Origin of the sequence: Actinacidiphila yanglinensis, assembly GCF_900107965.1 — a bacterium.
Taxonomy (GTDB): domain Bacteria; phylum Actinomycetota; class Actinomycetes; order Streptomycetales; family Streptomycetaceae; genus Actinacidiphila; species Actinacidiphila yanglinensis.
The window spans coordinates 358372-380772 of record NZ_FNVU01000001.1 but is presented as its reverse complement, the minus strand read 5'-3'; the positions used below and the strand labels follow the sequence as shown (position 1 = coordinate 380772).

The 22401-nt window shown below is 72.4% G+C and carries 16 protein-coding genes; 11 read left to right on the top strand and 5 right to left on the bottom strand.

Annotated elements, in window-relative coordinates; genetic code table 11:
• Positions 1-163: 163 nt before the first annotated feature.
• The 5 genes from C4U44_RS01495 to C4U44_RS01475 all read left to right on the top strand — a co-directional run bounded on the left by C4U44_RS01495 (position 164) and on the right by C4U44_RS01475 (position 5851).
• Positions 164-2110, top strand: coding sequence for a glycoside hydrolase family 32 protein (locus C4U44_RS01495; RefSeq protein ID WP_160144963.1), 1947 nt, complete (start codon positions 164-166; stop codon positions 2108-2110).
• A gap of 89 nt (positions 2111-2199) precedes the next feature.
• Positions 2200-3219 carry a substrate-binding domain-containing protein gene (locus tag C4U44_RS01490; protein WP_103883708.1) on the top strand — a complete coding sequence of 340 codons (1020 nt, stop codon included), beginning with the start codon at positions 2200-2202 and terminating at the stop codon, positions 3217-3219.
• A 3-nt stretch (positions 3220-3222) separates the two neighbouring features.
• Positions 3223-4236, top strand: a complete 1014-nt coding sequence (locus C4U44_RS01485; protein ID WP_103883707.1) for an ABC transporter permease — start codon at positions 3223-3225, stop codon at positions 4234-4236.
• The gene (locus C4U44_RS01480) at positions 4233-5153 is read left to right on the top strand and encodes an ATP-binding cassette domain-containing protein (RefSeq protein ID WP_103883706.1); all 921 of its coding nucleotides are present in this window, start codon (positions 4233-4235) and stop codon (positions 5151-5153) included. Before C4U44_RS01485 ends, C4U44_RS01480 begins: the two co-directional genes overlap by 4 nt.
• Complete coding sequence (locus C4U44_RS01475) at positions 5150-5851, top strand: nucleoside/nucleotide kinase family protein (RefSeq protein WP_103883705.1); 702 nt, start codon at positions 5150-5152, stop codon at positions 5849-5851. Before C4U44_RS01480 ends, C4U44_RS01475 begins: the two co-directional genes overlap by 4 nt.
• Before the next feature lie 66 nt (positions 5852-5917).
• On the opposite strand, the gene C4U44_RS01470 is transcribed toward C4U44_RS01475, so the two are convergent.
• The 4 genes from C4U44_RS01470 to C4U44_RS01455 all read right to left on the bottom strand — a co-directional run bounded on the left by C4U44_RS01470 (position 5918) and on the right by C4U44_RS01455 (position 9810).
• Complete coding sequence (locus C4U44_RS01470) at positions 5918-6976, bottom strand: LacI family DNA-binding transcriptional regulator (protein ID WP_235031727.1); 1059 nt, start codon at positions 6974-6976, stop codon at positions 5918-5920.
• A 52-nt stretch (positions 6977-7028) separates the two neighbouring features.
• Entirely contained in the window at positions 7029-7547 is a 519-nt protein-coding gene (locus C4U44_RS01465) for a GNAT family N-acetyltransferase (protein ID WP_103883703.1), read from the bottom strand.
• Positions 7548-7615: 68 nt separating this feature from the next.
• Positions 7616-8893, bottom strand: coding sequence for a glycoside hydrolase family 71/99-like protein (locus C4U44_RS01460; RefSeq protein WP_103883702.1), 1278 nt, complete (start codon positions 8891-8893; stop codon positions 7616-7618).
• 347 nt (positions 8894-9240) lie between these two features.
• Complete coding sequence (locus C4U44_RS01455) at positions 9241-9810, bottom strand: TetR/AcrR family transcriptional regulator (protein WP_103883701.1); 570 nt, start codon at positions 9808-9810, stop codon at positions 9241-9243.
• 116 nt (positions 9811-9926) lie between these two features.
• On the opposite strand from C4U44_RS01455, the gene C4U44_RS01450 reads away from it, so the two are divergent.
• Positions 9927-10664 carry an SDR family oxidoreductase gene (locus tag C4U44_RS01450; RefSeq protein WP_103883700.1) on the top strand — a complete coding sequence of 246 codons (738 nt, stop codon included), beginning with the start codon at positions 9927-9929 and terminating at the stop codon, positions 10662-10664.
• 77 nt (positions 10665-10741) lie between these two features.
• On the opposite strand, the gene C4U44_RS01445 is transcribed toward C4U44_RS01450, so the two are convergent.
• The gene (locus C4U44_RS01445) at positions 10742-12958 is read right to left on the bottom strand and encodes a pyridoxal phosphate-dependent decarboxylase family protein (RefSeq protein WP_160144962.1); all 2217 of its coding nucleotides are present in this window, start codon (positions 12956-12958) and stop codon (positions 10742-10744) included.
• Between the two features lie 642 nt (positions 12959-13600).
• On the opposite strand from C4U44_RS01445, the gene C4U44_RS01440 reads away from it, so the two are divergent.
• The 5 genes from C4U44_RS01440 (at position 13601) to C4U44_RS01420 (ending at position 22385) form a co-directional block, all read left to right on the top strand.
• Positions 13601-17794: a type I polyketide synthase gene (locus C4U44_RS01440; RefSeq protein WP_103883698.1), complete on the top strand. Its 4194-nt coding sequence runs from the start codon at positions 13601-13603 to the stop codon at positions 17792-17794.
• 134 nt (positions 17795-17928) lie between these two features.
• A complete protein-coding gene (locus C4U44_RS01435; protein ID WP_160144961.1) occupies positions 17929-19362 on the top strand; it encodes a coproporphyrinogen-III oxidase family protein in 1434 nt (477 codons plus the stop codon).
• Entirely contained in the window at positions 19352-20116 is a 765-nt protein-coding gene (fabG, locus tag C4U44_RS01430; protein WP_103883696.1) for a 3-oxoacyl-ACP reductase FabG, read from the top strand. Before C4U44_RS01435 ends, fabG begins: the two co-directional genes overlap by 11 nt.
• Positions 20117-20164: 48 nt before the next feature.
• Entirely contained in the window at positions 20165-20761 is a 597-nt protein-coding gene (locus C4U44_RS01425) for a hypothetical protein (protein ID WP_103883695.1), read from the top strand.
• Between the two features lie 145 nt (positions 20762-20906).
• Entirely contained in the window at positions 20907-22385 is a 1479-nt protein-coding gene (locus tag C4U44_RS01420; protein ID WP_322973528.1) for an ABC1 kinase family protein, read from the top strand.
• The last annotated feature ends 16 nt before the right edge of the window (positions 22386-22401 follow it).

Sequence of the window (22401 nt, the reverse complement as noted above, 5' to 3'; positions counted from 1 at the left end):
AAGTGACGATCCGTCATGGCCCGGACCGTTCGAGCGCCCGGCGACAAACTTTGCGCAATGCATTGCGCATTCCTTTGCCCCTGTGGGACACCTGTCTCCCGAGGCGCCGTCACCACCGTCCGGAACCGGCGCCGTCGGCACACCCAACTGGCTGGAGGGCACCATGAAGCGACGTGACTACCTGAAGCTCGGGGCAACGGTGACCAGCGGGGCCCTGCTTCCGACGGTGGTCGGCGGGCAGGCGTCCGCCGACGACGGGACGGCCTCCGGTGGATCCGCTCCCCACCCGCCCGCCGCCGGGCACCACGACCACGCGGCACGTCCGGACCTCGTCGTGGCGGACTTCGAGAACCGGGACTGGGCCGGCTGGACGGTGACGGGCAGCGCCTTCGGTTCCGGGCCCATCCACGGCGCGGCCCAGCTGGCCTCGATGGACGTGGAAGGCTACTTCGGCGACGGCGTGGCCAGCAGCGAGGGCGCCGGCGACGGCCCGACCGGTTCGCTCACCTCGCCGCCCTTCACCATCCAGCGCGACTACCTCGCCTACGGCATCGGCGGCGGCGACTACGAGCGGGTGACCTGCCTCAACCTCCTGGTCGACGGCACGACCGTGCGCAGCGCCACCGGCCGCACCACGGACACGCTGCAGCAGGGCAGTTGGGACGTCAGCGCCTGGACGGGCCGGTCCGCGCGGATCGAGATCGTCGACACCTCGGCCGGCGACGACTGGGGTCACGTCATCGTGGACCGGGTCGTACAGACCGACGTGCCCCTGAAGCCGCCGGAGACCACGCAGCCGCTGTATCAGGAGACCTGGCGCCCCCAGGTGCACTTCACCGCGCGCCAGTGGACCATGGACCGGCTCAACCCCGGCCAGCGGCAGGAAGGCTGGCTCAACGACCTCAACGGCCTCATCTACTACGAGGGCGAGTGGCATCTGTTCGCGCAGCGCTGGAACAAGTGCTGGATCCACGCGATCAGCAAGGACCTGGTGCACTGGACCGAGCAGCAGCCGGCGTTCTGGGAGGAGCACCTGGGCAGCGGCGTCCAGTCCGGCGGATGCGTGATCGACTATCACAACACCTCGGGGCTGGGTTCGGCCTCAAACCCCGCGATGGTCGCGTTGTGGTCGCGCAACGACAACGCGAGCCAGTGCATCACCTACAGCCTCGACCGCGGCCGGACCTGGAGCTTCTACGCCGGCAACCCGGTGCTGACCGAGCCCGAGCGCGACCCGATGGTCTTCTGGTACGCCCCGGACGGCCATTGGGTGATGATGCTCTACGGCAGTGGCACCTACAAGATCCTCACCTCCCCCGACCTCCTGCACTGGACCGACACGGGCAACTCGGTGCCCGACAGCTTCGAGTGCCCCGACTTCTTCCAGCTCCCGCTCGACGGCGACACCTCCCGGATGAAGTGGGTCCTGATCCGGGGCAACGGCAAGTACTCCGTCGGTTCCTTCGACGGGAAGCAGTTCGCCGAGGAGACCCCGCAGTTCCTCTCGGACTCCGGCACGAACTTCTACGCCACCAAGACCTGGGCGAACACCGAGACCGGTGACGGGCGCCGCATCCAGGCCGCCTGGATGCGCGGCGGCGCCTACCCCGAGATGCCCTTCAACCAGCAGGTCACCTTCCCGTGCGAGTTGACCCTTCGCTCCACGGCGAACGGACCCCGCGTCTTCCGGCGGCCGGTCGCCGAACTCGCCCTGCTGCACGGGACGACGTCGCGGCTCGGCCGGATCTCCCTGTCCCCGGGCGGGTCGAAGCTCGTCGACACGGCGTCGGACGCTGCCCGCTACACGTTCGGGGGTGTCTCGGTGGCGGCGGGCGCCACCCTCACCCTGACGGTGCGGGGCGTTCCCGTCACCGTCACGTCCCAGGCGATCGCGTGCGGCGGCGACCCGCAGCCCACCGCGGGGCCGGTGACCGCGATCGACGTGCTCGTGGACCGCACGTCCGTCGAGGTCTTCGCGAACGACGGGGAGGTGTCCCTCTCCCGGTGCTACCTGCCGTCGAACGGCACCACGACCCTCACGGCCGGTGGCGGCGAGGTCGTCATCGGTTCCGCCACCGTCCGTCCCCTCACGTCCATCTGGCCCGCGTGAGCCCCGGCGCGGGACGTCGCGTGCCGCACCGCTCCCCCACTCCGGCCTCCCCCGTGCACCACCCTCGACTCGCCCCTGCGGAGAAAGCAATGAACCTGGTGAGAAAACCCGCCCGATCCCTGGCCGTGGCCGCCGTCGCCGTCTCGCTCGTCTCGGCGGCCGCGTGCTCCTCCACCAAGAGCGGTGGATCCGACACCGGGTCCAGCGGTGGCAAGGTGACCATCGGCCTGGTCACCAAGACCAACAGCAACCCCTACTTCGTCCGGCTGCGCGCGTCCGCGCAGGCGGAGGCGAAGCGCAAGGGGGCCCACCTCGTGGCCCTGGCAGGCAAGTTCGACGGAGACAACCAGGGCCAGGTCGACGCGATCAACAACCTGGTGGCGCAGCACGTCAACGGGATCCTGATCACCCCGAGCAGTTCCAAGGGCGTGCTGGGCGCCATCGCGGCGGCGCGGTCCCGGGGCATCCTGGTGATCGCCCTGGACACCGCGACCGATCCCGCCGACGCAGTGGACGCGACCTTCGCCACCGACAACGAGGCCGCCGGCGTCACCGAGGGGAAGTACGTGCACGCGGCCCTCGGCTCCGCCGCCCCCAACGTGCTCCTGCTGGACGGTACTCCGGGCTCCAGCGTCGACGACCTGCGGCACGACGGTTTCCTCCAGGGCTTCGGCATCACGGCCAAAGCGCCGGCGGTCAAGGGGACGGCGGTGACGAACGGCGACCAGACCAAGGCGCAGACCGCGATGGAGAACCTCCTGCAGCGCGACCCGGGCGCCAACGCCGTCTACACCATCAACGAGCCGGCCGCCGCGGGCGCCGCCCAGGCCCTCGCCGGGAAGCCCGCGGCCGGCAAGGTCGTCATCGGCTCGATCGACGGTTCGTGCACCGGGGTGCGGAACGTACGGAGCGGCAGGTTCGCCGCCACCGTCATGCAGTTCCCCACGAAGATGGCCACCATGGGCGTCGACGCGGTGGTGACGTACGCCGCGTCCAAGGCGAAGCCGTCGGGCTTCGTCAACACCGGCTCGCAGCTGATCACGGACAAGGCCGTGGCGGGTGTCCCCTCGAAGGACACCGCCTGGGGCCTGAAGAACTGCTGGGGCTGAGGGATGAGCGCACTCGATGTCCGAGCCGACCTCGCCGCCCCGACGCGCGGCCGGCGGCCCTCCCTCCTGACCTGGACGGCCAGGAGCACCACGGCCGGCCCGCTGGCCGCCCTCGTCCTCGCTGTCGTGGTCTTCTCGCTGACCACGGACACCTTCCTCACCCTGGACAACGGCTCCCTTGTGGTGGAGCAGGTGCTGGTGACCGGCACGCTGGCGATGGGCCAGACGCTGGTCATCCTCACCGCGGGGATCGACCTCGCCAACGCCATGATCATGGTGCTCGGCACCCTGGTCATGGCCAGGCTCGCGGGCGGCGGCGGGCTGCCGGGCCTCCTCGCCCTCCTGGTCGGCGCCGCCCTGTGCGCCGCCCTGGGGGCGGTGTCGGGCACGCTGGTCACCCGGCTGAAACTCCCGCCGTTCATCGTCACCCTGGGCCTGCTCAGCGTGCTGACCGCGGTGTCGCAGCTCTACGCCGACGGTGAGAGCTTCGCCGTGACGTCCTCGACGCTGACCGCCCTCGGCCATCGCAGTTACCTGTTCGGCCGGATCGAGGTCACCACGGGTATGGCCGTGCTGGCGGTGATGGTGGCCGGCCTGTGGTTCGCGCTCACCCAGACCGCCTGGGGCCGCAACGTGCGCGCGGTCGGCGACGACGCGGAAGCGACCCGGCTGACCGGCGTCAACACCCGCAGGACCGTGCTCAGCGTGTACGTGATCGCCGGCCTGGTCTACGCGGTCGGCGCATGGCAGGCGCTCGGCCGGATCCCCAACGCGGACCCCAACGCCTTCCAGACCGGCAACCTCGACAGCATCACCGCCGTGGTGATCGGCGGGACCAGCCTGTTCGGCGGCCGCGGCGGGGTGCCGGGCACGATTCTCGGCACGCTGGTCGTCACGGTCCTCGCCAACGGGCTGACCCAGGCCGGAATCGACAGCCTCTACCAGCAGGTCGCCACCGGCGTGCTCGTCATCGCCGCCGTCGCGGTCGACCGCCTCGTCCGGGGGAGGGCCGTATGAACGGCGGGAACGGCAACCGCACGGCGGGCGCGGACCAGGACGCGGCCGCCGTCCCGCGGGCGGACGTCCTGCCGGCCGGCGGCGCGACGCCCGAGGGCGAGCCGCGATGCGTCCTGCGCGCCACCGGTCTGGTCAAGCGCTACGGGAACGTGGTGGCCATCCGCGCCTCGGACTTCGACCTGCGCGCCGGCGAGGTGCTGGCCGTCGTGGGAGACAACGGCGCCGGCAAGTCCAGCCTGATCAAGGCGCTGTCGGGCGCCCTGGTCCCCGATGCCGGGGTGATCGAGCTGGACGGGCGGCCGGTCGCGTTCCGCTCGCCCCACGAGGCGCGGGAGGCGGGCATCGAAACCGTCTACCAGACCCTCGCGATGGCTCCGCAGATGGACATCGCCGCCAATCTGTACCTCGGCCGCCCGCTCCGGCGCGCCGGCACCCTCGGCCTGCTGCGCATGCTCGACCACCGCCGCATGCGCGAGGAGGCCGCCAGGCAGCTGGACGCGCTGGGCATCGCCACCGTCCAGGACATCGGGCAGGTGGTCGGCTCACTGTCCGGAGGGCAGCGGCAGGCCGTGGCGGTGGCCCGGGCAGCCATGTTCGGCAGCCGGGTGATCATCATGGACGAACCGACCGCCGCGCTGGGCGTCCGCGAGTCGCGCCAGGTGCTCGAACTCATCGCCCGTATCCGGGACCGGGGCGTTCCCGTGGTCCTCATCAGCCACGACATGCCGCAGGTCTTCGAGATCGCCGACCGGATCCACATCCACCGGCTCGGCCGCCGCACTGCGGTCGTCGAACCCGCGCGGTGCTCCATGACCGAGGTCGTCGGCCTGATGACCGGCGCGCTGCGGGTCACGGAGGACGGGACGATCACCGAGCAGGCCCTGTCCGCGCCGCACCGCAAGGAAGGAACCGCATGAGTCCCGCCGAGGCCGGCCAGGTGGCCGGCCACGGCCCGGCCGCTCCGCTCTATCCGCACCCGCCGATCCGCGCCCTCGCCGAACGGGCCCTCGAACTGGCCCGCCCACGGCGGGCGTTGCTGGGAATCGTGGGCGAACCGGGCGCCGGCAAGTCGACGTTCGCCGAGCAGCTCCTGGCCGAGATGGATCGGGTGCGACCGGGCGTCTCCGTGGGTGTCTCGATGGACGGGTTCCACCTCGCCCAACAGGTCATCGACCGGCAGGGCAAGGGCGCCCGCAAAGGGGCCATCGACACCTTCGACGCCCGCGGATTCGTCGCGATGCTGCGCCGTACCGTACGGGAGGCCGACGCACCGCTGTGGTGGCCGGAGTTCCGCAGGGAGATCGAGGAACCCGTCGCGCAGGCGGTGGAGCTGAACGCAGCGCACCGTGTGGTCGTGGTCGACGGCAACTTCCTGCTCTCGACTGCTCCCGACTGGCGCGAGGTCCGGATGCTGCTGACCGAGACCTGGTTCCTCGACGCCGATCCCGGCGCTCGCCGGGAGCGGCTGGTACGCCGCTACGTCCGCTACGGCTTCACCGAGGAGCGGGCCCGGGCCAAGGTCGAGGGGGTCGACGAGGTCAGCAGCGCCGACATCCGGCGTACGTGCGGGGCCGCGGACCTCACGCTGCCCGAGGGGGGTGGGAGCCTGCGGTAGCGACGCGCTCGCGCGGGGTGCCGGCCGAAGGGAGGGGGCCGGCCGCCCTCGGCACGGGCAGGTTCCTCAGCCGGCCGGAGATGCGGGCGCCCCGGCGTCGTGCGTCTCCGGCCGGCATCCGCACGACTCCCGGTGCATGAAGTCGGGGCGGATCAGCACCCTGCGCGGCGGTGTCGCGGGGGCCCTGATCCGGGACAGGGCCAGGCCGAACGCCTGCTCTCCGATGGCCAGCGTCGGCTGCGCGATCGCGGTCAGCCGCGGGTGGAAGAGGTCCGACCACTCGAAGTCGTCGAACGCGACGAGCGCGATGTCGTCGGGCACCGTCAGTCCCTCTGCCCGCAATTGCCGCATGGCGCCGATCGTCATGCGGTTGTTGCCCACCACGATGGCCGTCGGCGGTTCGGGCAGCCGCAGGAGCGCCGCGACGGCCGCCTCGGCGGGCTGGGCGTGCGAGTCCCCGGCGGCCACGAGTTCCGGCCGTTCGGCAACGCCGTTGCGCCGCAGGCCGAGACGGTAGCCCTCGGTGCGCTCGGTGCTGGTGGCGAGGCCGGCCCGGCCGGCCACCATGGCGATGCGGCGGTGGCCGATCGCCACGAGGTGGTCGACGAGCTGTGCCGTCGCTTCGACGTTCTCCACGCCGATCTGGTCGACGTCCTGCTCGACGAAGCGGTCCAGCACCACCACTGGCACCTGTGCCTGGCGGATGTAGGTCAGCGTGCGCTCGCCGTCCCCCGACGGCGCCAGGATCACGGCGCTGACCCGCCGGCGCAACAGTTCGCCGACGGCGCGCAGTTCGGTGTCCTCGTCGTCGTGGGTGTCCGCCAGCAGCAGGGAGTACCCGGCGGCCACGGAATGCCGGTCTATGCCGTGCACGACGTCACTGAAGTAAGGGTTGGACATGGCCGACATGGCCAGACCGATGGTGCCCAGACCCTCGTTCTGCAACCGGGCGACCTTCTCGGGGACGTAGCCGCAGGCCGCCACCGCGTTCTGCACGGCGCGGACCGTATCGGGCAGGACCGGACGGGTCTTGTTGAGCACATGCGACACGGTCGTCACCGACACGCCCGCCGCCCGGGCGACGTCCGCCATGGTCGCCCCCTGGCGGGGTCTTCTCCCTGACATGGCCGGATTGTAGCAATTTTTGCGCAACTCTTGCCTGGTGCAACCTTGCCGGTCAGGCGCCCGAACGCTCTTCCGGTTCCGCCCGCGGGGCGCCGTCGAGGTCCAGGTCGAGACGGATCGCGCGGGTGGCGAAGCCTTGGCGTTCGTAGAAGCGGCGCCCCGCGACGTTCTCGGCGTACGCGTTGACCTCGGCGCGGACCGCGCCCTTCTCCCGGGCCCAGCCGAAGAAGTCGGCGGTGAGGCGGGCACCGGTGCCGCCGCCGCGGCGCTCGGGGGCGACATAGAGAGCGCGCAGCGTCGCACTGCGGATGGGGAGGACGCCGACGGGTTCGGCGAGCACGCCGATCAGGTACCCCACGACCCTCCCGGAGGGATCCGCGGCCACCAGCAGGAGGCACGCCGGGTCCGCCAGGGTCGCCTCGAACGACTCCCTGCCGTGCCGCAGCGCCCACAACGGCTCCACCCGCGGGTCGCGGACCGCGGCGTCCTCCGTCAGCAGCGCCACGCTGCACGTGACGATGCCCTCGATGTCCTCGGTGGTGGCGGTACGCACGGCTACGGAGTCGTTCATACCGCAGAGGCTACGGCGTCGCCTGCCGGGCGGCCGTACCGTGCGTACCGCGCGTCAGGACGCGGAGGTCAGGCGACCGGCTGGGTGGGACGGGTCGCGGTCACCCCGATCTGTCCCTTGAGCATGCGCCCGCCGTCACCGGTCAGCCGCAGGTAGTAGTCGGAGGAGCAGGGCGTGCCGTCCTCGTCGAGTGCCCACAGGCCGGAGCCGGAGGGCACCATCGAGGCGTTCTCGGCGGTCTTGGCGATCTGGTTGCCCTCGCCGTACTCGTCGAACATCGAGATGTAGACGCCCTGCACCCCGGCTCGGCACACGTTGTAGAACTGCCGCCACATGAAGTCGCCGTGCGCGCGCTGCCGGGCGGAGACGTCGCCGGGCAGCACGCACGGCTGGTAGTCGACGCCGTGCGCGTTGCAGTCCGCCTGGTCGGGGACGGTGTACGTGGTGTACGCGTTGTCGGAGTCACCCGCGTTGCCGATCGCGCCGACCATCCAGGGCGAGATCATGTTGAGCGCGTGATAGACGTCGGCGTACCCGGCGCGTGAGCCGCCGGTGCCCGTGCGCCACTCGCGCGGCACCCCGCCGATGACGTAACAGCCCTGCCCCTTGAACCAGTTGATGACGTCCAGGCAGGCGTCGGCGCTGAACGGGTGGTTGTCGTCGTTGAAGCCGAAGCCCCAGATGCACACGACCGGCTTGCCGTTCTGCCGGGCGTACGCCGAACTCCCGGTGTGCGTCTTCATCTTGTTCGTCCAGTCGGTCTTGATCTCCGACTGCATGTTCGTCCACCCGGAGACGTCGTACATGACGTAGAACTTCACGCCCTTGGACTCGGCGGAGTTGCGCACCTTCTGCGCCATCGCGTCGCGGGTCGGGCCCTCGCTGCTGTTGGGGTTGAAGCGCTGGAGGGCGGCGGTGTCGCAACCGTAGGTCTTCATCCACGCGAAGTGGGTGTCGACGGTCTGCTGGTCGTAGGAGGAGAAGAGGGTGGCGGCCCCGCCGCCGTTGAGGTTGGCGTAGGCGGTCGGGTAGCCCTTGGCGTACTCGCGCATGTCCGGCCAGGCCTTGATGGCGTTGTTGGACGTGGAGGGGGCCTGGCCCCAGTTCTGGCTCCAGTGCCACCAGCCGTTGATCGGCGCGCCGTCCCCGGCGCAGGCGAACCAGCCCTGGTACCCGACGGTGATCTTGCCGACGACGTCGCCGGCCCCGCTGGCCGCGGGCTGCGCGGCCGCCGGTTCCGGTGTCGCCGCTCCCGCGGTCCTCGCGCCCAGGCCGACGGCCGCGATCCCGGCAGCGGCCGACCCGCCGGCGACGGTGGTGAGGAAGGTACGACGTGACACACCCATGACGATGACTCCGATGTTCAGTGGTTGAACCCAGGCCCCGCGGCAGGGCATGTCGTGGTGTCGCGGCTCGCCGGTGTTTTCCGCGCCATGTGCGCATGCTTGCGGTGGGGGCTGGCGTGGAGTCTCGCCACTCACGCCACACTGAGCACTTCTGGCAATGCGGTTGACGTACATCGGGGATTCAACTGCTGAACCAAACATCCCGTCAAGGGTCCAGACCAGATCCGGAGTTCCGTCTCCTTTGCCCGGATACGGGCCAGTGCGTGGGGCGTTGAGCGTTCCCTTCCGGCGGCAGAGATCGGATGACCGCCTTCACGGCTCAGCGCCGTGGAGACGTCGTGGTCACCTCAGCCGTCCGCGCCCGTGCGCAGCCCGTCGACGACGATGCCGAGCATGTGGCGGGTGCGCTCCTGCCAGTCGGGGCCGCCGTCGGCCCTCCACAGGAAGGACACGAGCAGCAGTACCTCGTCCGCGTCGGCATCGGGCCGCAGGCTCCCGGCGTCCTTGCCCGCGGCCAGCAGGGCGCCCAGCGCGGCGATCACCGGCGGGTAGTACTGGCTGCCGAGGTCCGCGCGAGTGGCGGCCTCGACGGCGAGCGACGCGCCGTGCTTGATGCGGCCGTACGCGGCGAGCCGGGCGAACCAGCGGCGGAGCGCCTCCAGTGGCTCGTACTCCGCCAGCAGCCGCGGGGCGGCCCCGATCAGCGCCTCGACGTCCTCCCGGTAGACCGCCAGCAGCAGTGCCTCGCGGTGGGCGAAGTGCCGGTACATCGTGCCCTGGCCGACGCCCGCCGCCTTCGCGATCGACTGGAGGGTCGCGTCCGGGGCGTCGGTGAAGGCCGCGCGCGCGATCTCGATGATCCGCGCGCGGTTGTCCTGCGCGTCCGCGCGCGTCGCGCGCCGGCGGGGTGGCGCCATCTGCTGCCTCCGCATCCGGGCAGCGAGCCCGTTTGCCTATCCGGACACACGTCCGTTACCGTCGAATGAGAGGCGGACACACGTCCGCTTAAGCTCATTCTAGAACGGCGGTACCCATGTCAGGCATCAACGGCAAGGTCGTGGCGATCACCGGGGCGAGCAGCGGCGTCGGGGCCGCCACCGCCCGCCTGCTGGCCAGGGGCGGAGCGAAGCTCGTGCTCGGGGCGCGCCGGGAGGACCGGCTGGCCGGCCTGGCCGCCGACCTGCGCGGGGACGGCGCCGAGGTGGCGTACCGCAGGGTGGACGTCCGCGACCGCGCGGACCAGGCCGCCCTGGTGGAGCTGGCACGGGAGCGGTTCGGCCGGCTGGACGTCCTGGTGGGCAACGCCGGGATCGGACCGATCTCGCCCCTGGACGACCTGCGGGTGGACGACTGGGACACGATGATCGACGTCAACGTCAAGGGCCTGCTCCACGGCATCGCCGCCGCGCTGCCGGTCTTCCGCGCGCAGGGGCACGGCCAGTTCGTGCACACCGCCTCCACCGCCGCGTACAGGACGGTCCCCGGGCAGGCGGTGTACTCCGCCTCCAAGGCCGCCGCGCGCACCCTCACCGAGGGGCTGCGGCAGGAGGCCGGGCCCTCGATCCGGGTCTCCACGGTCTCGCCGGGCTTCGTGGCCACCGAGTTCCTGAAGTCCGTCCCCGACCCGGAGACGCGCGCGAGCATGACGGAGACGATGGACGCGATCGCCATCCCGCCGGAGGCGGTCGCCCGCGCGATCCGCTTCGCGATCGAGCAGCCCGCCGAGGTGGACGTCAACGAGATCGTCGTCCGCCCCACCGCCCAGGGCTGATCCCGGCCCGGCCCGACGTACCGGCCGGGCCGGCTCCCCGTCGCGCGCCCCCGCACCGGCGGCCGGGGCACCGGGGGTCAGGCGGTCTGCGGCGCCTCCTCCCCCAGCAGCATCGGCAGCGCCGGATGCCGGGCGATGTCGTCGGGATGCATGAACAGCGGGGTCAACTCGATGCCGGTGCCGGGCAGCAGGATCGGCGGCCGGATCGGCAGCGACCCGAAGCGCTGCCACAGCGCGGCGCTGGAGTCGGAGGACGCCTCGCAGTAGACGCCCAGCCTGTTCCGGTACAGGTGCAGCAGCATGCCCGCGGCCAGCCGCAGGAACGCGCCCGGGGCGGCGCCGGGGCGCACCGCGGCCAGCGCGCCGTGGACGTGCGGGGGCAGGTCGGTCGGGTAGTGGCTGTCGAGCAGGTCGACGAGCTGCCGGCAGCGCTCGGCGGCGGGGCCGGTCGCCTCGGTGATCGCCGCCTCGAACGCCCGGTGTTCGGCGTCGGTGACCGGGGCGTCCCGCGCGGAGGGCTCCCAGACCAGCGCGGCGTCGCGGCCGGGCGACATCAGCGCGGTGCCGCCGTGCCCGACCATGAAGCCGACCCAGGCGTGCATGAAGCCCCTGACGTACCTGTCCCGCCCGGGCAGCGTGTGCGGGACCATCCAGCCGATCACCGGGTCCTCGTGGAACGCGGCGGTGAGGATGTCGGCCACCTCGTCGACGTCGTCGGTCGGTTCCATCTCGTACGTCACTGCGTCTCCTGCGGTGGCTCGGTGCCGTGGGGGGCGGTGGATGTGGTTGGTGCCAAGTGGGCGGTCCCAGCGGGGCGCGGGCATGTGGGGCACGGGGTCCGTGCGGAACAGGGGGTCCGCGGGGGCGGCGCCCGGACGGGCGCGGTGGGCGGCGAGGAAGGCGGCGACCGCGGGCTCGGTCGCCGCCTCGTCGGTACGCCAGCTGCACACCGACAGCCGTACGGCGCCGCGCCCCTTCCACTGGGTGGGCGTCACCCAGCAGGCGCCCTCGGAGTTGACCCGCTCCACCACCCGGCGCGTGTGGGTGTCGTCGCCGATCCGTAGCAGCACCTGGTTGAGCCGGACCGGGACCAGGAGGTCGATGCCGGGTTCGGCGCCGAGCCGCCGGGCGAGGTGGCGGGCGGCGGCGCAGTTGCGGTCGACCAGGTCCGCGATGCCCTGCCGCCCGAGGTGGTGCAGCACCGCCCACAGCGTCAGCGAGCGGGCCCGCTGGGACATCTCCACCCGGTAGTTCATCGGGTCGCGGCCGGTGCGCTCGGTGCTGTGGATGTAGTCGGCCTGGATGCCGACCGCCTGGTGGAAGGGCTCGGGCCGGGCGCAGAAGGCCAGCCCGCTGTCATAGGGCGTGTTCAGCCACTTGTGGCCGTCGCAGGACCAGGAGTCGGCCCGCTCCACGCCGTCCAGCGGCGCCCGGTGCCGCGGGGACGCGGCGGCCCACAGGCCGAAGGCGCCGTCCAGGTGCAGCCAGCCGCCGTGCTCGTGCGTGATGTCGGCGATCTCCCGCAACGGGTCCACCGAGCCGCAGTTGGTGGAGCCGACCTGGCCGCACACGATCAGCCCGCCGGGAGCCGCCGCGGCCAGCTCGCGCAGGTGGCGCGGCTCCATCCGCCCCTCGTCGTCGGCCTCGACGTGGCGGATCGCGCCGCCCAGTCCGAGCAGGCGCAGGCAGCGCAGCACGGAGATGTGGGTCTCCTTGCCGACCAGCACGGTCAGCGCGGGTGCGGCCGTCATGCCCCGCTCGTTGACGGCCCAGCCGGCCCGGTGCAGCTGGTGCTCCCTGGCGGCGGCCAGGCAGACCAGGTTGGCGGTGGTGCAGCCGGAGGTCAGGCCCATCACGGTGCCGGCCGGCAGGCCCAGCAGGTCGACCAGCCAGCGCTCGCAGACCTCCTCGGCGACCGCGGACAGCGGGCTGAGGTCGTGGAAGACGTCGCACTGGTCCCAGACGCTGGTCAGCCAGTCCGCGGCCACCCCGACCGGAAGGGCGCCGCCGACCGCGTACCCGAAGCTGCGGGCCGCCCCGGAGGCGAGCGCGCCGGCCTCGCCGGCCCTGATCAGCCGCCGCACCGTGGCCAGTTCGGGATGCCCGGTGTCCGGCAGCGGCCCGCCGAGCAGGTCGGCCAGCCGGTCGGGGTGCCGGGCCCGCACCGGCCGATCGCCGGTCAGGAAGGAGTGTGCGTACCCGGCGACCTCGGCGAGCACCCCGCGGTGTTCCTGGTCCGGCGGGTTCCTCGGCGTGGCATGCGCGTGGGCCGTCACCACTGGCTGTCCCCTCACGTCGTACGCCCTCTCTCGTCTCGCGTGCTGCGCCCAGCAGATTAGGGCGGTTCTTTCCGGGCTGTCCGCCCGATGCGCACCAGGAGCGGGACTTTCATTCCTACGAGGTAAACCCTGTGGTGATTCGGTGATATTCCGGCGCCGAAGGGTATCGCGGCCGTATGGAAGACGCGCGAATGCACAAGAGGAAACAACATAGCACCTGGGGCAATTATGCGGCACCGCACAATTGCTCCGCACGTGGGTCCGATGCTATTGGCTGAATGGTCGGGGCGGGCGCGGCGCGATGTAGACCGTTCGGGTGACGTCCCGGCAACAGCTAGCGCGTGTCGTGCAGTTCGCTGCTTCACTTGGTGGCATCCGGTCACTTCCCGACGGAATCCCGACCGGTCGCTCGCCAGGATTTTCGATCTTTGAGGACCCCCGAGAGGCTGTCCCATTCCGGCTCGACCGGAAATTCAGCTTCCCGCTGACCGCCCTCGTCCGGGCCCTATTCACTTCGCCGCGCATGGTCGACGGCATCCCAGGAAAGCATTCCGGAAATCGCGTCACGGACCCTTCCGGCCGCCGTCGTGATGGCGCATACCGAAAGCACGCCGGCGGAAATCCGCGGCGTCTCCCGTCTTCGAAGGAGAGCACGAGTTGGAAACAGAACCCATCGCCGTCGTCGGGGTCGGCTGCACCCTGCCCGGAAGCGTGCACACCCTGGAGGAGGCCCGCGCCGTCTTCGAGGAGGGCCGCGACTGCATCCGCGAGGTGCCGCCCGAGCGCTGGGACGTCGACGCGCTCTACGACCCGGACCCGCTGCAGCCCGGCCGCACCTACGTCAGGCACGGCGGCTTCGTCGACGACGTCGACCGGTTCGACGCGGCCTTCTTCGGCGTCTCCGACGTGGAGGCCGTGCACATGGACCCGCAGCAGCGCATCCTGCTGCAGACCGTGTGGCACGCCCTGGAGAACGCCGGGCAGAACCCCGAGGAGCTGTCGGGCGGCAACACCGGGGTGTTCCTGGCGCTGATGTCCTACGACTACTCGATGATGAAGAACCGCGGCGGCCTGGAGAAGATCAGCGCCTACGAGGCGATGGACACCGACAGCATCTCCGCGGGCCGGATCGCGCACTTCCTGGGCCTGCGCGGCCCGTGCCTGACCGTGGACACCGCCTGCTCGGGCTCGCTGGTCGCCCTGCACCTGGCCCGGCAGTCCATCCTCACCGGCGAGTGCGACACCGCGATCGTGGCCGGCGCCAACGCGATCCTCGCGCCCAACGTGCACATCTCCTTCTCCAAGCTCGGCCTGTTCTCCCGGGCCGGCCAGTGCCGCACCTTCGACGCCGAGGCCGACGGATACGTCCGCAGCGAGGGCTGCGTGGCGGTCCTGCTCAAGCGGCAGTCCCTCGCCGAGGAGCAGGGCGACCCGATCCTCGCCAGCGTGGTGGGCACCGCCCTCAACCACACCGGCCGCACCCGCACCCTCACCACACCGGACGGCAGCAGCCAGCAGCGGGTGATCCGGGCCGCGCTGACCGGCGCCGGCGTGCAGCCGGGCCAGGTCGACTACGTGGAGGCGCACGGCACCGGCACCCCGGTCGGCGACCCGATCGAGATGGACGCCATCATCCGCACCTACGGCGCCGGCCGCCCCACCGACCAGCCGCTCTACGTGAGTTCGGGCAAGAGCAACGTCGGGCACATCGAGGCCGGCGCGGGCCTGCTCGGCGTGGTCAGGGCCGCGCTGTCGCTCGACCGCGAGACCATCTACCCGAGCCTGCACCTGAACCGGCTGCACCCGAAGATCGACCTGACCGGCACCCCCGTCACGATCCCTGCCGAGGCGGTGAGCTGGCCGCGCCGCGACACGCCCCGGATGGCCGCGGTCAACTCCTTCGGCTACAGCGGCACCAACGCCCACGCGCTGCTGCGCGAGGCCCCCCTGCGCCGTCCGGCGGAGGGGAAGAGCCCCACCACCGCCGGACCGCGCGCGGACGAACTCCTGGTGCTGTCCGCGAAGTCCGCCGACAGCCTCCAGGAACTCGCCGGTCGCTGGGCGGACTTCCTGTCCCGCACCAAGCAGCAGGAGCTGCCCGCCGCGGTGTTCACCGCCGCCGCCGGACGCGCCTCGCTGCGGCACCGGATCGCGGTGACCGGCCGCACCGGCGGCCAGCTCGCGAACAGCCTGCGGCAGTGGCAGACCGGGCGCACCCCGGCCGCCGTCTCCAGCGGCCACCCGCTCAAGACCGCCCGGGTCGCCTTCGCCTTCTCCGGCCAGGGCACCCAGTACCCGCGAATGGCCCGCGAACTGTACACGCGGGAACCGGCGTTCGCCGAGGCGATCGACCGCTGCGCGGCGGCGATGGAGGGCACCCTGGACGTGCCGCTGCGCGAGCTGCTGTTCGGCGGCGGGGACGCGGGCGCGGTCACCGAGGCGGGTGCGGCCGCGGGTACGGGCGGCAAGGGAGCCACCGCAGGCACCACCGAGGGCGCCGGACCCGACATCCACGACACCCGGTACGCCCAGCCGGCGCTCTTCGCGGTCGAGTACGGCCTCGCCGAACTCCTGCGCTCCTGGGGCGTGCGCCCCACCGTGGTCACCGGGCACAGCATCGGCGAGGTCGTCGCCGCCTGCGTCGGCGGCATGCTGACGCTGGAGGACGCCGCCCGCTTCAGCGTGCAGCGCGGCCGAGTGATGGCCGAACTGCCCCGCGGGGGGCGGATGCTGGCGATCTCCACCGACCCGGACACGGTCACCGGCTGGCTCGCCGGGCGGGAGCAGCGGGCCGGGCTCGCCGCGGTGAACGGACCGCGCAGCGTGGTGGTCTCCGGCGCGGCCGACGCCGTCGAGGAGATCGCCGAACTCGCCGCGAAGGCCCGGGTGGACACCGCCTGGCTGCGCACCTCGCACGCCTTCCACTCACCGCTGATGGACCCCGCCCTGCCCCAACTGCGCCAGCATGCGGCAGAGTTGAAGCCCAGCCGACCCGACGTCACGGTGCTCTCCGGAGCCACCGCGCAGCCGCTGACCGGCGAGGAAGGCCCGGAGCACTGGACCGGTCAGGCCCGCGAGGCGGTCCGCTTCCACGACGCGGTGGGCGCCGCCGTCGACGCCGGCTGCACCGTCGTCGTGGAGATCGGGCCGCACGCCGCGCTGACCCCGCACGTCGCCGAGGCGTTCGCCGGCCGCGGTGTGACCGCGGTCCCGACCCTCGACCGCGACGGGCAGGACGTACGGCGGCTGCTGACCGCCGCCGGCACCCTGTTCACCGCGGGCGCCGAGCTCACGGTGTGCCGGCTCTACCGGGGCGACGCGTACCAGCGCACCCCGGACGCGCCGCAGTACCCGTTCCGCAAGGACCGCTACTGGTGGGGCGACGCCGCCGCACCGACCGAGACGGCGACCGCCACCCGATCCACCGCCCCCGCGGGCCCGCCCGCCACCGCCCCAACCTCCCAGGCATCCCCCGCGCCCTCGGTCCCGACGGCCGCCACGACCGCACGCACCGCCGCGATCCCCGCCCCGCGCGCCGAGACGAGCGTCCACGACCACGGCCTCCTCGCCGCCGCACCCTGGTCCGACCACCGCGTGCACGGCGCGACCGTCTTCCCCGCCACCGGCTACCTCACCCTGGCCGTCCGCGCGTTCACCGAGGCCAACGCGGGCGCCGCCACCAACGCCGCCGCCCGCAACGGCACCACCCCGGCCGAACCGGTACCTCCCCTCGTCCTGTCCGACCTGGAGTTCACCCGCCCGCTGGTCCTCGTCCCCGACACGCCGACGACCGCCCGGGTCACCCTGGCCGCCGCCGAGCCGGGCGGCGGACGCCGCTTCACCGTCACCGGCAGCGCCGCCACCGGGGCCGCCCGCAACGGCACGCCGGCCGGTACCGGGGGCGGCTGGTCCGAGCACTGCCAGGGCACCATCGTCCAGGTCCCGCCCACCGAACGGGCCGGGCGGCTGCCGGACGCGCTGCGCGAGGAGGCACCCCACCGGCTCAGCCCCGCGCAGCTCTACGGCATGCTGCGCGACGGCGGCCTCGAACACGGCTTCCACTTCGCCACCGTCCGCGAACTGCGCCTCGCCGACCCCGGCCGCGAGGAGGCCCTCGGCCGGATCACCGCGGTCCCGGACGGCGCCCCCGCCGAACCCCACCCGTACCGGCTCGCCACCATGCTCGACGGCGCGCTCCAGCTCGCCGCCGCGCTCTTCCTCACCCCCGCGGGCGCCGACGCCGCCGCGACCCCGGCGGCCGGCGCGCTGCTGCCCGGCGGCTACATCCCGGTGGCGCTGCGCCGGCTCACCCTGCCCGGCCCGCTGCCCGGCGAGGTCTGGGCGCACGTCCGGCGCCGCCCGCACGACGCGCCGACCGGCTTCGTGGTCGACCTGCGGCTGACCGACGCGGACGGCCGGATCGTCGCCGACCTCGAAGGCGTCGAGTTCCGGCACGCCGGTGCGCTGGCCGGCGGCGACCTGCCCGACCCGGCCGAGGCCGGCGCGCGCGGGGGCCGCTCCCGCCGCGAACTGCTGGACGCCCTGGAGCCGTTGGGACCCGACGAGCGCCGGCAGGAGGTCATCCGGTGGCTCTCGGAAGAGGTCCGGGAGACGCTCGGCAAGGCGTCCGAGGAGATGGAGATGGTCGCCGACGGCATCGACCCGTCGCTCGCGCTGCTGGAGATCGGCCTGGACTCCCTCCGCGTCACCGCGCTCCAACGGCGCATCCAGGAAAAGCTGGAGTTCCGCTACAAGGCGATGGAAGCCCTCGACTACCAGACCATCGAAGGGCTCGCCGAGTTCCTGCTGGAGCGGGTGCTGGCCCTCGAACCCGCGACCGCGACCGTCTGAACGCGGGACGCGGCAGCCCCCGCGCCCCGCGCCCCGTCCCGTACGCCCGGCCCCCTGCCGCCGCCCGTGCGGCCGGCGCCGTCCCGAACCGATCGGCCCCGCAGGAAACCCCTCCCGGAGGAATGAGCCCGACCATGCTGGACGCCACCTACGTCACGGACTACATCGACAGCCATCTCGAACAGCGCCAGGTCAACAAGATCCAGCACGGCTTCCCATCGCCGCGCTACTGGACCGAACCCACCATCGCCGCCGACGAGATCACCGAGGACCGCCGCAAGCTGCGCGCCGCCGGCCAGGCACCCGACGTGTTCCTGTACATCGGCGTGCCGTACTGCATCAAGACCGACCCGGGCAAGTGCGGCTACTGCCTGTTCCCGGTCGAGGAGTTCAAGGGCAACGACGCCCTGGAGGACTACTACGGCTACGTCGAGCGCGAGGCGGAGCTGCACCGGGACCGGTTGAGCGGCGCCCGGCTCGGCTCCGCGTACTTCGGCGGCGGCACCTCCAACCTGTACCGCCCCGCCCACTACCTGAAGATCATGAAGCTGGTGAACCGGCTCTTCCCGGAGATCGCCGAAGGCGCCGACCTCACCCTCGAAGGCATCCCCCAGCTCTTCACCCGCGACAAGATGCAGGCCATCCGCGACTCCGGGATGAACCGCATCAGCATGGGTGTCCAGCAGGTCAACGAGCGGCTGAACAGCCTCAGCGGCCGCAAGCAGACCACCCGGCACGTGATCCAGAGCCTGGACTGGGCCCGCGAGTTCGGCCTCGCCGCCAACGTCGACGTGATCTTCGGCTGGCCGCAGCAGACCGTCGAGACCATGCTCGAGGACCTCAAGACCCTCGTGTCCTGGGACGTCTACGACATCACCCACTACGAGCTGAACGTCGGCGGCCCCACCGACTTCGCGCTCAACCGCTTCCACGAACTGCCCAGCACCCTGAGCAACCTGGAGATGTACCGGGTCGGCCGGGACTTCCTGCTCGACCAGGGCTACGAGCAGCACGGCGCGTACAGCTTCCGCAAGCCGGGCGACCCGACGAGCAAGGACTTCCGCGAGGGCTACCGCCCCCAACTGCACGACGTCGCCGACGCGGTGGGCCTGGGCTACGCGGCCATCTCCTTCTTCGGCGCCGCGACCCTCGGCGCCGGCCGCTCCTGGTCGTACATCAACCAGCGCAACCTGTCGCTGTACAAGGCCGCGATCGACGAGGGCCGGCTGCCGGTCGAGCGCGCCTTCCGCCACCAGCCCGACGACTGGGTGCTCGCCACCCTCTTCCGCCACCTGCTGGGCATGGAGCTGGACCGGGTCGGGCTGCGCACCGCGATGGGCGTCGACGTGTACGAGGAGTTCGCCACCGTCTGGGACGGGCTGGCCTCGCGAGGGCTGGCCGAGATCACCCCGGAGAGGATCACCCTGGTCGGCGACGGGCCCTTCTACACCCCGATGGTCTCCACCCTGCTCGCCGAGGAGCGCTACCGCGCCCTGCGCGAGCAGGCGGTCGACCAGAAGAAGGCGACGCTCGTCATGGCCGGGGAGGGGGCCGGCGATGGCCGATGACCTCCCGCTGAGCGGCCGCAGGTGCGTGGTGACCGGCGGCGCGCGCGGCATCGGGGCCGCCGTGGTCCGGCTCGCCCTCGCCCAGGGCGCCGACGTGGTCTTCGGCTACCACTCCAGCGGGGCCGCGGCCGCCGACCTGGCCGAGGAGATGAACACCGCCTACCCCGAGCAGCGGTGCACCGCGCTGCCCGGCCGGGTCGGCGACACCGAGGACGCGGCCCGGTTCGCCGCGGAGGCGCTGCGCACCCTCGGCGGGGAGCTGGACGTGCTGGTCAACAACGCCGGCATCACGCACGACGTCACCTTCGCCCGGATGCGCCGCGAGCAGTGGGACGAGGTGGTGGACACCAACCTCGGCTCGATGTTCAACGTGACCCGGCCGCTGGTGATGCCGCTGGTACGGCGGCGCAGCGGCACCGTCGTCAACGTCACCTCCGCCTCCGGAATCCACGGCGCGCCGGGCCAGACCGCGTACTCCGCCTCCAAGTCCGGGGTGATCGGCTTCACCAAGGCGCTGGCCAAGGAGGTCGGCGGCCTCGGGGTGACGGTCAACGCGGTCGCCCCCGGCTTCATCGCCACGGACATGACCGCCGCCATCCCCGGTCCGCAGGCCGAGCACGTCAGAAGCCTCATCCCGTCGCGGGAGTTCGGCTCCGCCGAGGACGTCGCCGCGCTGGTGTGCTTCCTCGCCTCGGACCGCGCCCGCTACATCACCGGCCAGGTCATCGAGATGTCCGGCGGCCTGACCCTCTGATCCCCTCCCCCCCGTCCATCCCCTCCACCACCGATCAGGAGAGACCCCATGGCCTCCACGTTCGACACCTTCAAGGACCTCATCGGCGACGTCACCGACGACTACAAGAAAGCCGTCGACGAGTTCCTCGACCGCGACGACGACGATGACGACGACGACAGGAGCAGCAGGAAGTCCAAGAACAAGAAGAAGAGCGGCGACAGCGACGCCACGCTCGCGGCGCTGGCGAAGCTGCCCGGAATCGCCGGGCTGCCGCTGGGAGCCGTGCAGGCCCTGGTGGACGCCGGCCCCGCCGCCCCGGCCCTGGCCGGCCTGATGGCCGGCGCCGCCAATCCGCTGGCCGCACTGGGCGGCGGAGCGGGCGCGGCCAACCCGCTGGCGGCACTGTCCGGAGGGGCCGGCGGCGCGGCCAACCCGCTCGCCGCCCTCACCGGAGGCGGCGGTCTTCCCGGGATCCCAGGCATCCCCGGGCTGGACGCGCTCGGCAACATCGCCGGCGCCGCCGGCAACGCCGCCTCGCTTGCCGAGACGCTGCTCGCCCTGCCCGGCCAGATCGCCAAACTCACCGAGGCGGTGACCAAGTTGATGGACGTCCTGCCGGGCGCGGGGGCCCTCGGCGGCACCACCGGCGGCCGCAAGAGCTAGCACCCCCCATCGGACCGGGCCCGAGCCCGGTCACCGACCGCTGTCCGTCCGGGGCCGGGCTGATGCCCCCCGGCTCCGGACGGGCAGTGCACGAGAGCGAGGCCGCACCCTATTGGCGCCCGTCATCCGCAACCGGCTGCGTACCGTGACGTCCGTGCTCGGCGACCTGGTCGTGCACGAGTCCCGCCGATCGGCCCGCGCGCACCCGGACGCCGAGCGGCGCCGTGCCGTCGCCGTCCGGGAGGCGCTGGAACGGCTGGGCCCGTTCTACATCAAGATGGGGCAGATGCTCGCCACCCGCCCCGACCTGGCGTCGCCCGCCCTGACCGCGGAGCTGGAGAACCTGCACGACAAGGTGGAGGCGATGCCCTTCCACCTGCTGGAGCCGCAGCTGGAGCGGGACCTCGGCCCGGACTGGAAGCTGCGGTTCGACGACATCGACACCATCCGCCCGCTCGGCACCGCCTCGGTCGCCCAGGTGCACCGGGTCACCCTGGCGGACGGGCGGCCCGGGGTGGTGAAGATCCAGCGCCCCGGCATCCGGGAGTCGGTGGCCGCCGACATGGCGCTGATGCGCAAGGCCGCCCGGCTGCTCGGCCGGGCCGCGCCGCGGTTCAGCGCCGTGATCGACCTCGAAGCGATGCTGGGCAGCCTCTTCGACGCGATGGAGCCCGAACTCGACTTCACCGGCGAGGCCGCGAACATGGACCGGGCCCGCGACGCGATCGCCTCGTACGGCACGCTGCGGGTGCCGAAGGTGCTGCACGCCACCCCCCGGGTGCTGGTGCAGTCGCTCGCCGGGGGCGAGTCGATCCGGACGGTCGACCGCGACGCGATCCCGGCCCGCCGGCGCGAGGAGATCTGCAAGGACCTGCTGCGGTTCATGTACCGGGGCTACTTCGTCGACCGGTTCTTCCACGCCGACCCGCACCCGGGGAACGTCTTCGTCTCCGAGGACGGCCGGGCCACCCTGATCGACTGGGGCATGGTCGGCCGGATCGACAAGCGCACCAGCATGCACCTGGCCCTGGTGCTGATGGCCATCGCCCGCAACGACGGGCACAGCCTGGCCAGCACCTGGACGGCGATGGGCCACGCCACGCCCTGGGCCGACATGGCCGGCTTCGCCTCGGACATGGCCGCGCTCACCCCGCGGCTGGCCGGCGCCAGCCTCCAGGAGCTCAACTTCGGCGCGGCGCTCACCTCGGTGCTGGAGAAGGCGTCCCGGCGCGGCATCGCCTCCGCGCCGTCCACCTCGCTGCTCGGCAAGTCCTTCGGCAACCTGGAGGGCTCGGTCCGCCACCTCTATCCGGACATCGTGGTCGGCGACGTGTTCCGGAAGGAGGTCAACGGCATCCTGCGGCACATGATCTCCGAGCAGGTCTCGGGCGAGCAGATGGCCGCGAACCTCACCGAACTCCTCCTGGGCGGCACCTCCGTCCTCGAGCAGTGGCGCGCCGCCGCCGGCGACGCCGCCCGCCGCGACCTCACCCTGCGCGTGCACGGCACCCGCCTGCCCCGGGGCCGGGGCGGCGGCGCCTCCCCCTCGACGCAGACCCTGCTGGCCCTGGCCGCCGCGGCCTACCTGCTGGGGCGCAGGGCCCGCCCCGGCAACTGCGGCTGAGCAAGGGGCGGTTCGG

What these genes read in the sequence shown, in the direction of transcription:
- C4U44_RS01495 (WP_160144963.1), top strand. Translation starts at nt 164, where the DNA reads ATGAAGCGACGTGACTACCTGAAGCTCGGGGCAACGGTGACCAGCGGG.
- C4U44_RS01490 (WP_103883708.1), top strand. Translation starts at nt 2,200, where the DNA reads ATGAACCTGGTGAGAAAACCCGCCCGATCCCTGGCCGTGGCCGCCGTC.
- C4U44_RS01485 (WP_103883707.1), top strand. Translation starts at nt 3,223, where the DNA reads ATGAGCGCACTCGATGTCCGAGCCGACCTCGCCGCCCCGACGCGCGGC.
- C4U44_RS01480 (WP_103883706.1), top strand. Translation starts at nt 4,233, where the DNA reads ATGAACGGCGGGAACGGCAACCGCACGGCGGGCGCGGACCAGGACGCG.
- C4U44_RS01475 (WP_103883705.1), top strand. Translation starts at nt 5,150, where the DNA reads ATGAGTCCCGCCGAGGCCGGCCAGGTGGCCGGCCACGGCCCGGCCGCT.
- C4U44_RS01470 (WP_235031727.1), bottom strand. Translation starts at nt 6,976, where the DNA reads ATGTCAGGGAGAAGACCCCGCCAGGGGGCGACCATGGCGGACGTCGCC.
- C4U44_RS01465 (WP_103883703.1), bottom strand. Translation starts at nt 7,547, where the DNA reads ATGAACGACTCCGTAGCCGTGCGTACCGCCACCACCGAGGACATCGAG.
- C4U44_RS01460 (WP_103883702.1), bottom strand. Translation starts at nt 8,893, where the DNA reads ATGGGTGTGTCACGTCGTACCTTCCTCACCACCGTCGCCGGCGGGTCG.
- C4U44_RS01455 (WP_103883701.1), bottom strand. Translation starts at nt 9,810, where the DNA reads ATGGCGCCACCCCGCCGGCGCGCGACGCGCGCGGACGCGCAGGACAAC.
- C4U44_RS01450 (WP_103883700.1), top strand. Translation starts at nt 9,927, where the DNA reads ATGTCAGGCATCAACGGCAAGGTCGTGGCGATCACCGGGGCGAGCAGC.
- C4U44_RS01435 (WP_160144961.1), top strand. Translation starts at nt 17,929, where the DNA reads ATGCTGGACGCCACCTACGTCACGGACTACATCGACAGCCATCTCGAA.
- fabG (WP_103883696.1), top strand. Translation starts at nt 19,352, where the DNA reads ATGGCCGATGACCTCCCGCTGAGCGGCCGCAGGTGCGTGGTGACCGGC.
- C4U44_RS01425 (WP_103883695.1), top strand. Translation starts at nt 20,165, where the DNA reads ATGGCCTCCACGTTCGACACCTTCAAGGACCTCATCGGCGACGTCACC.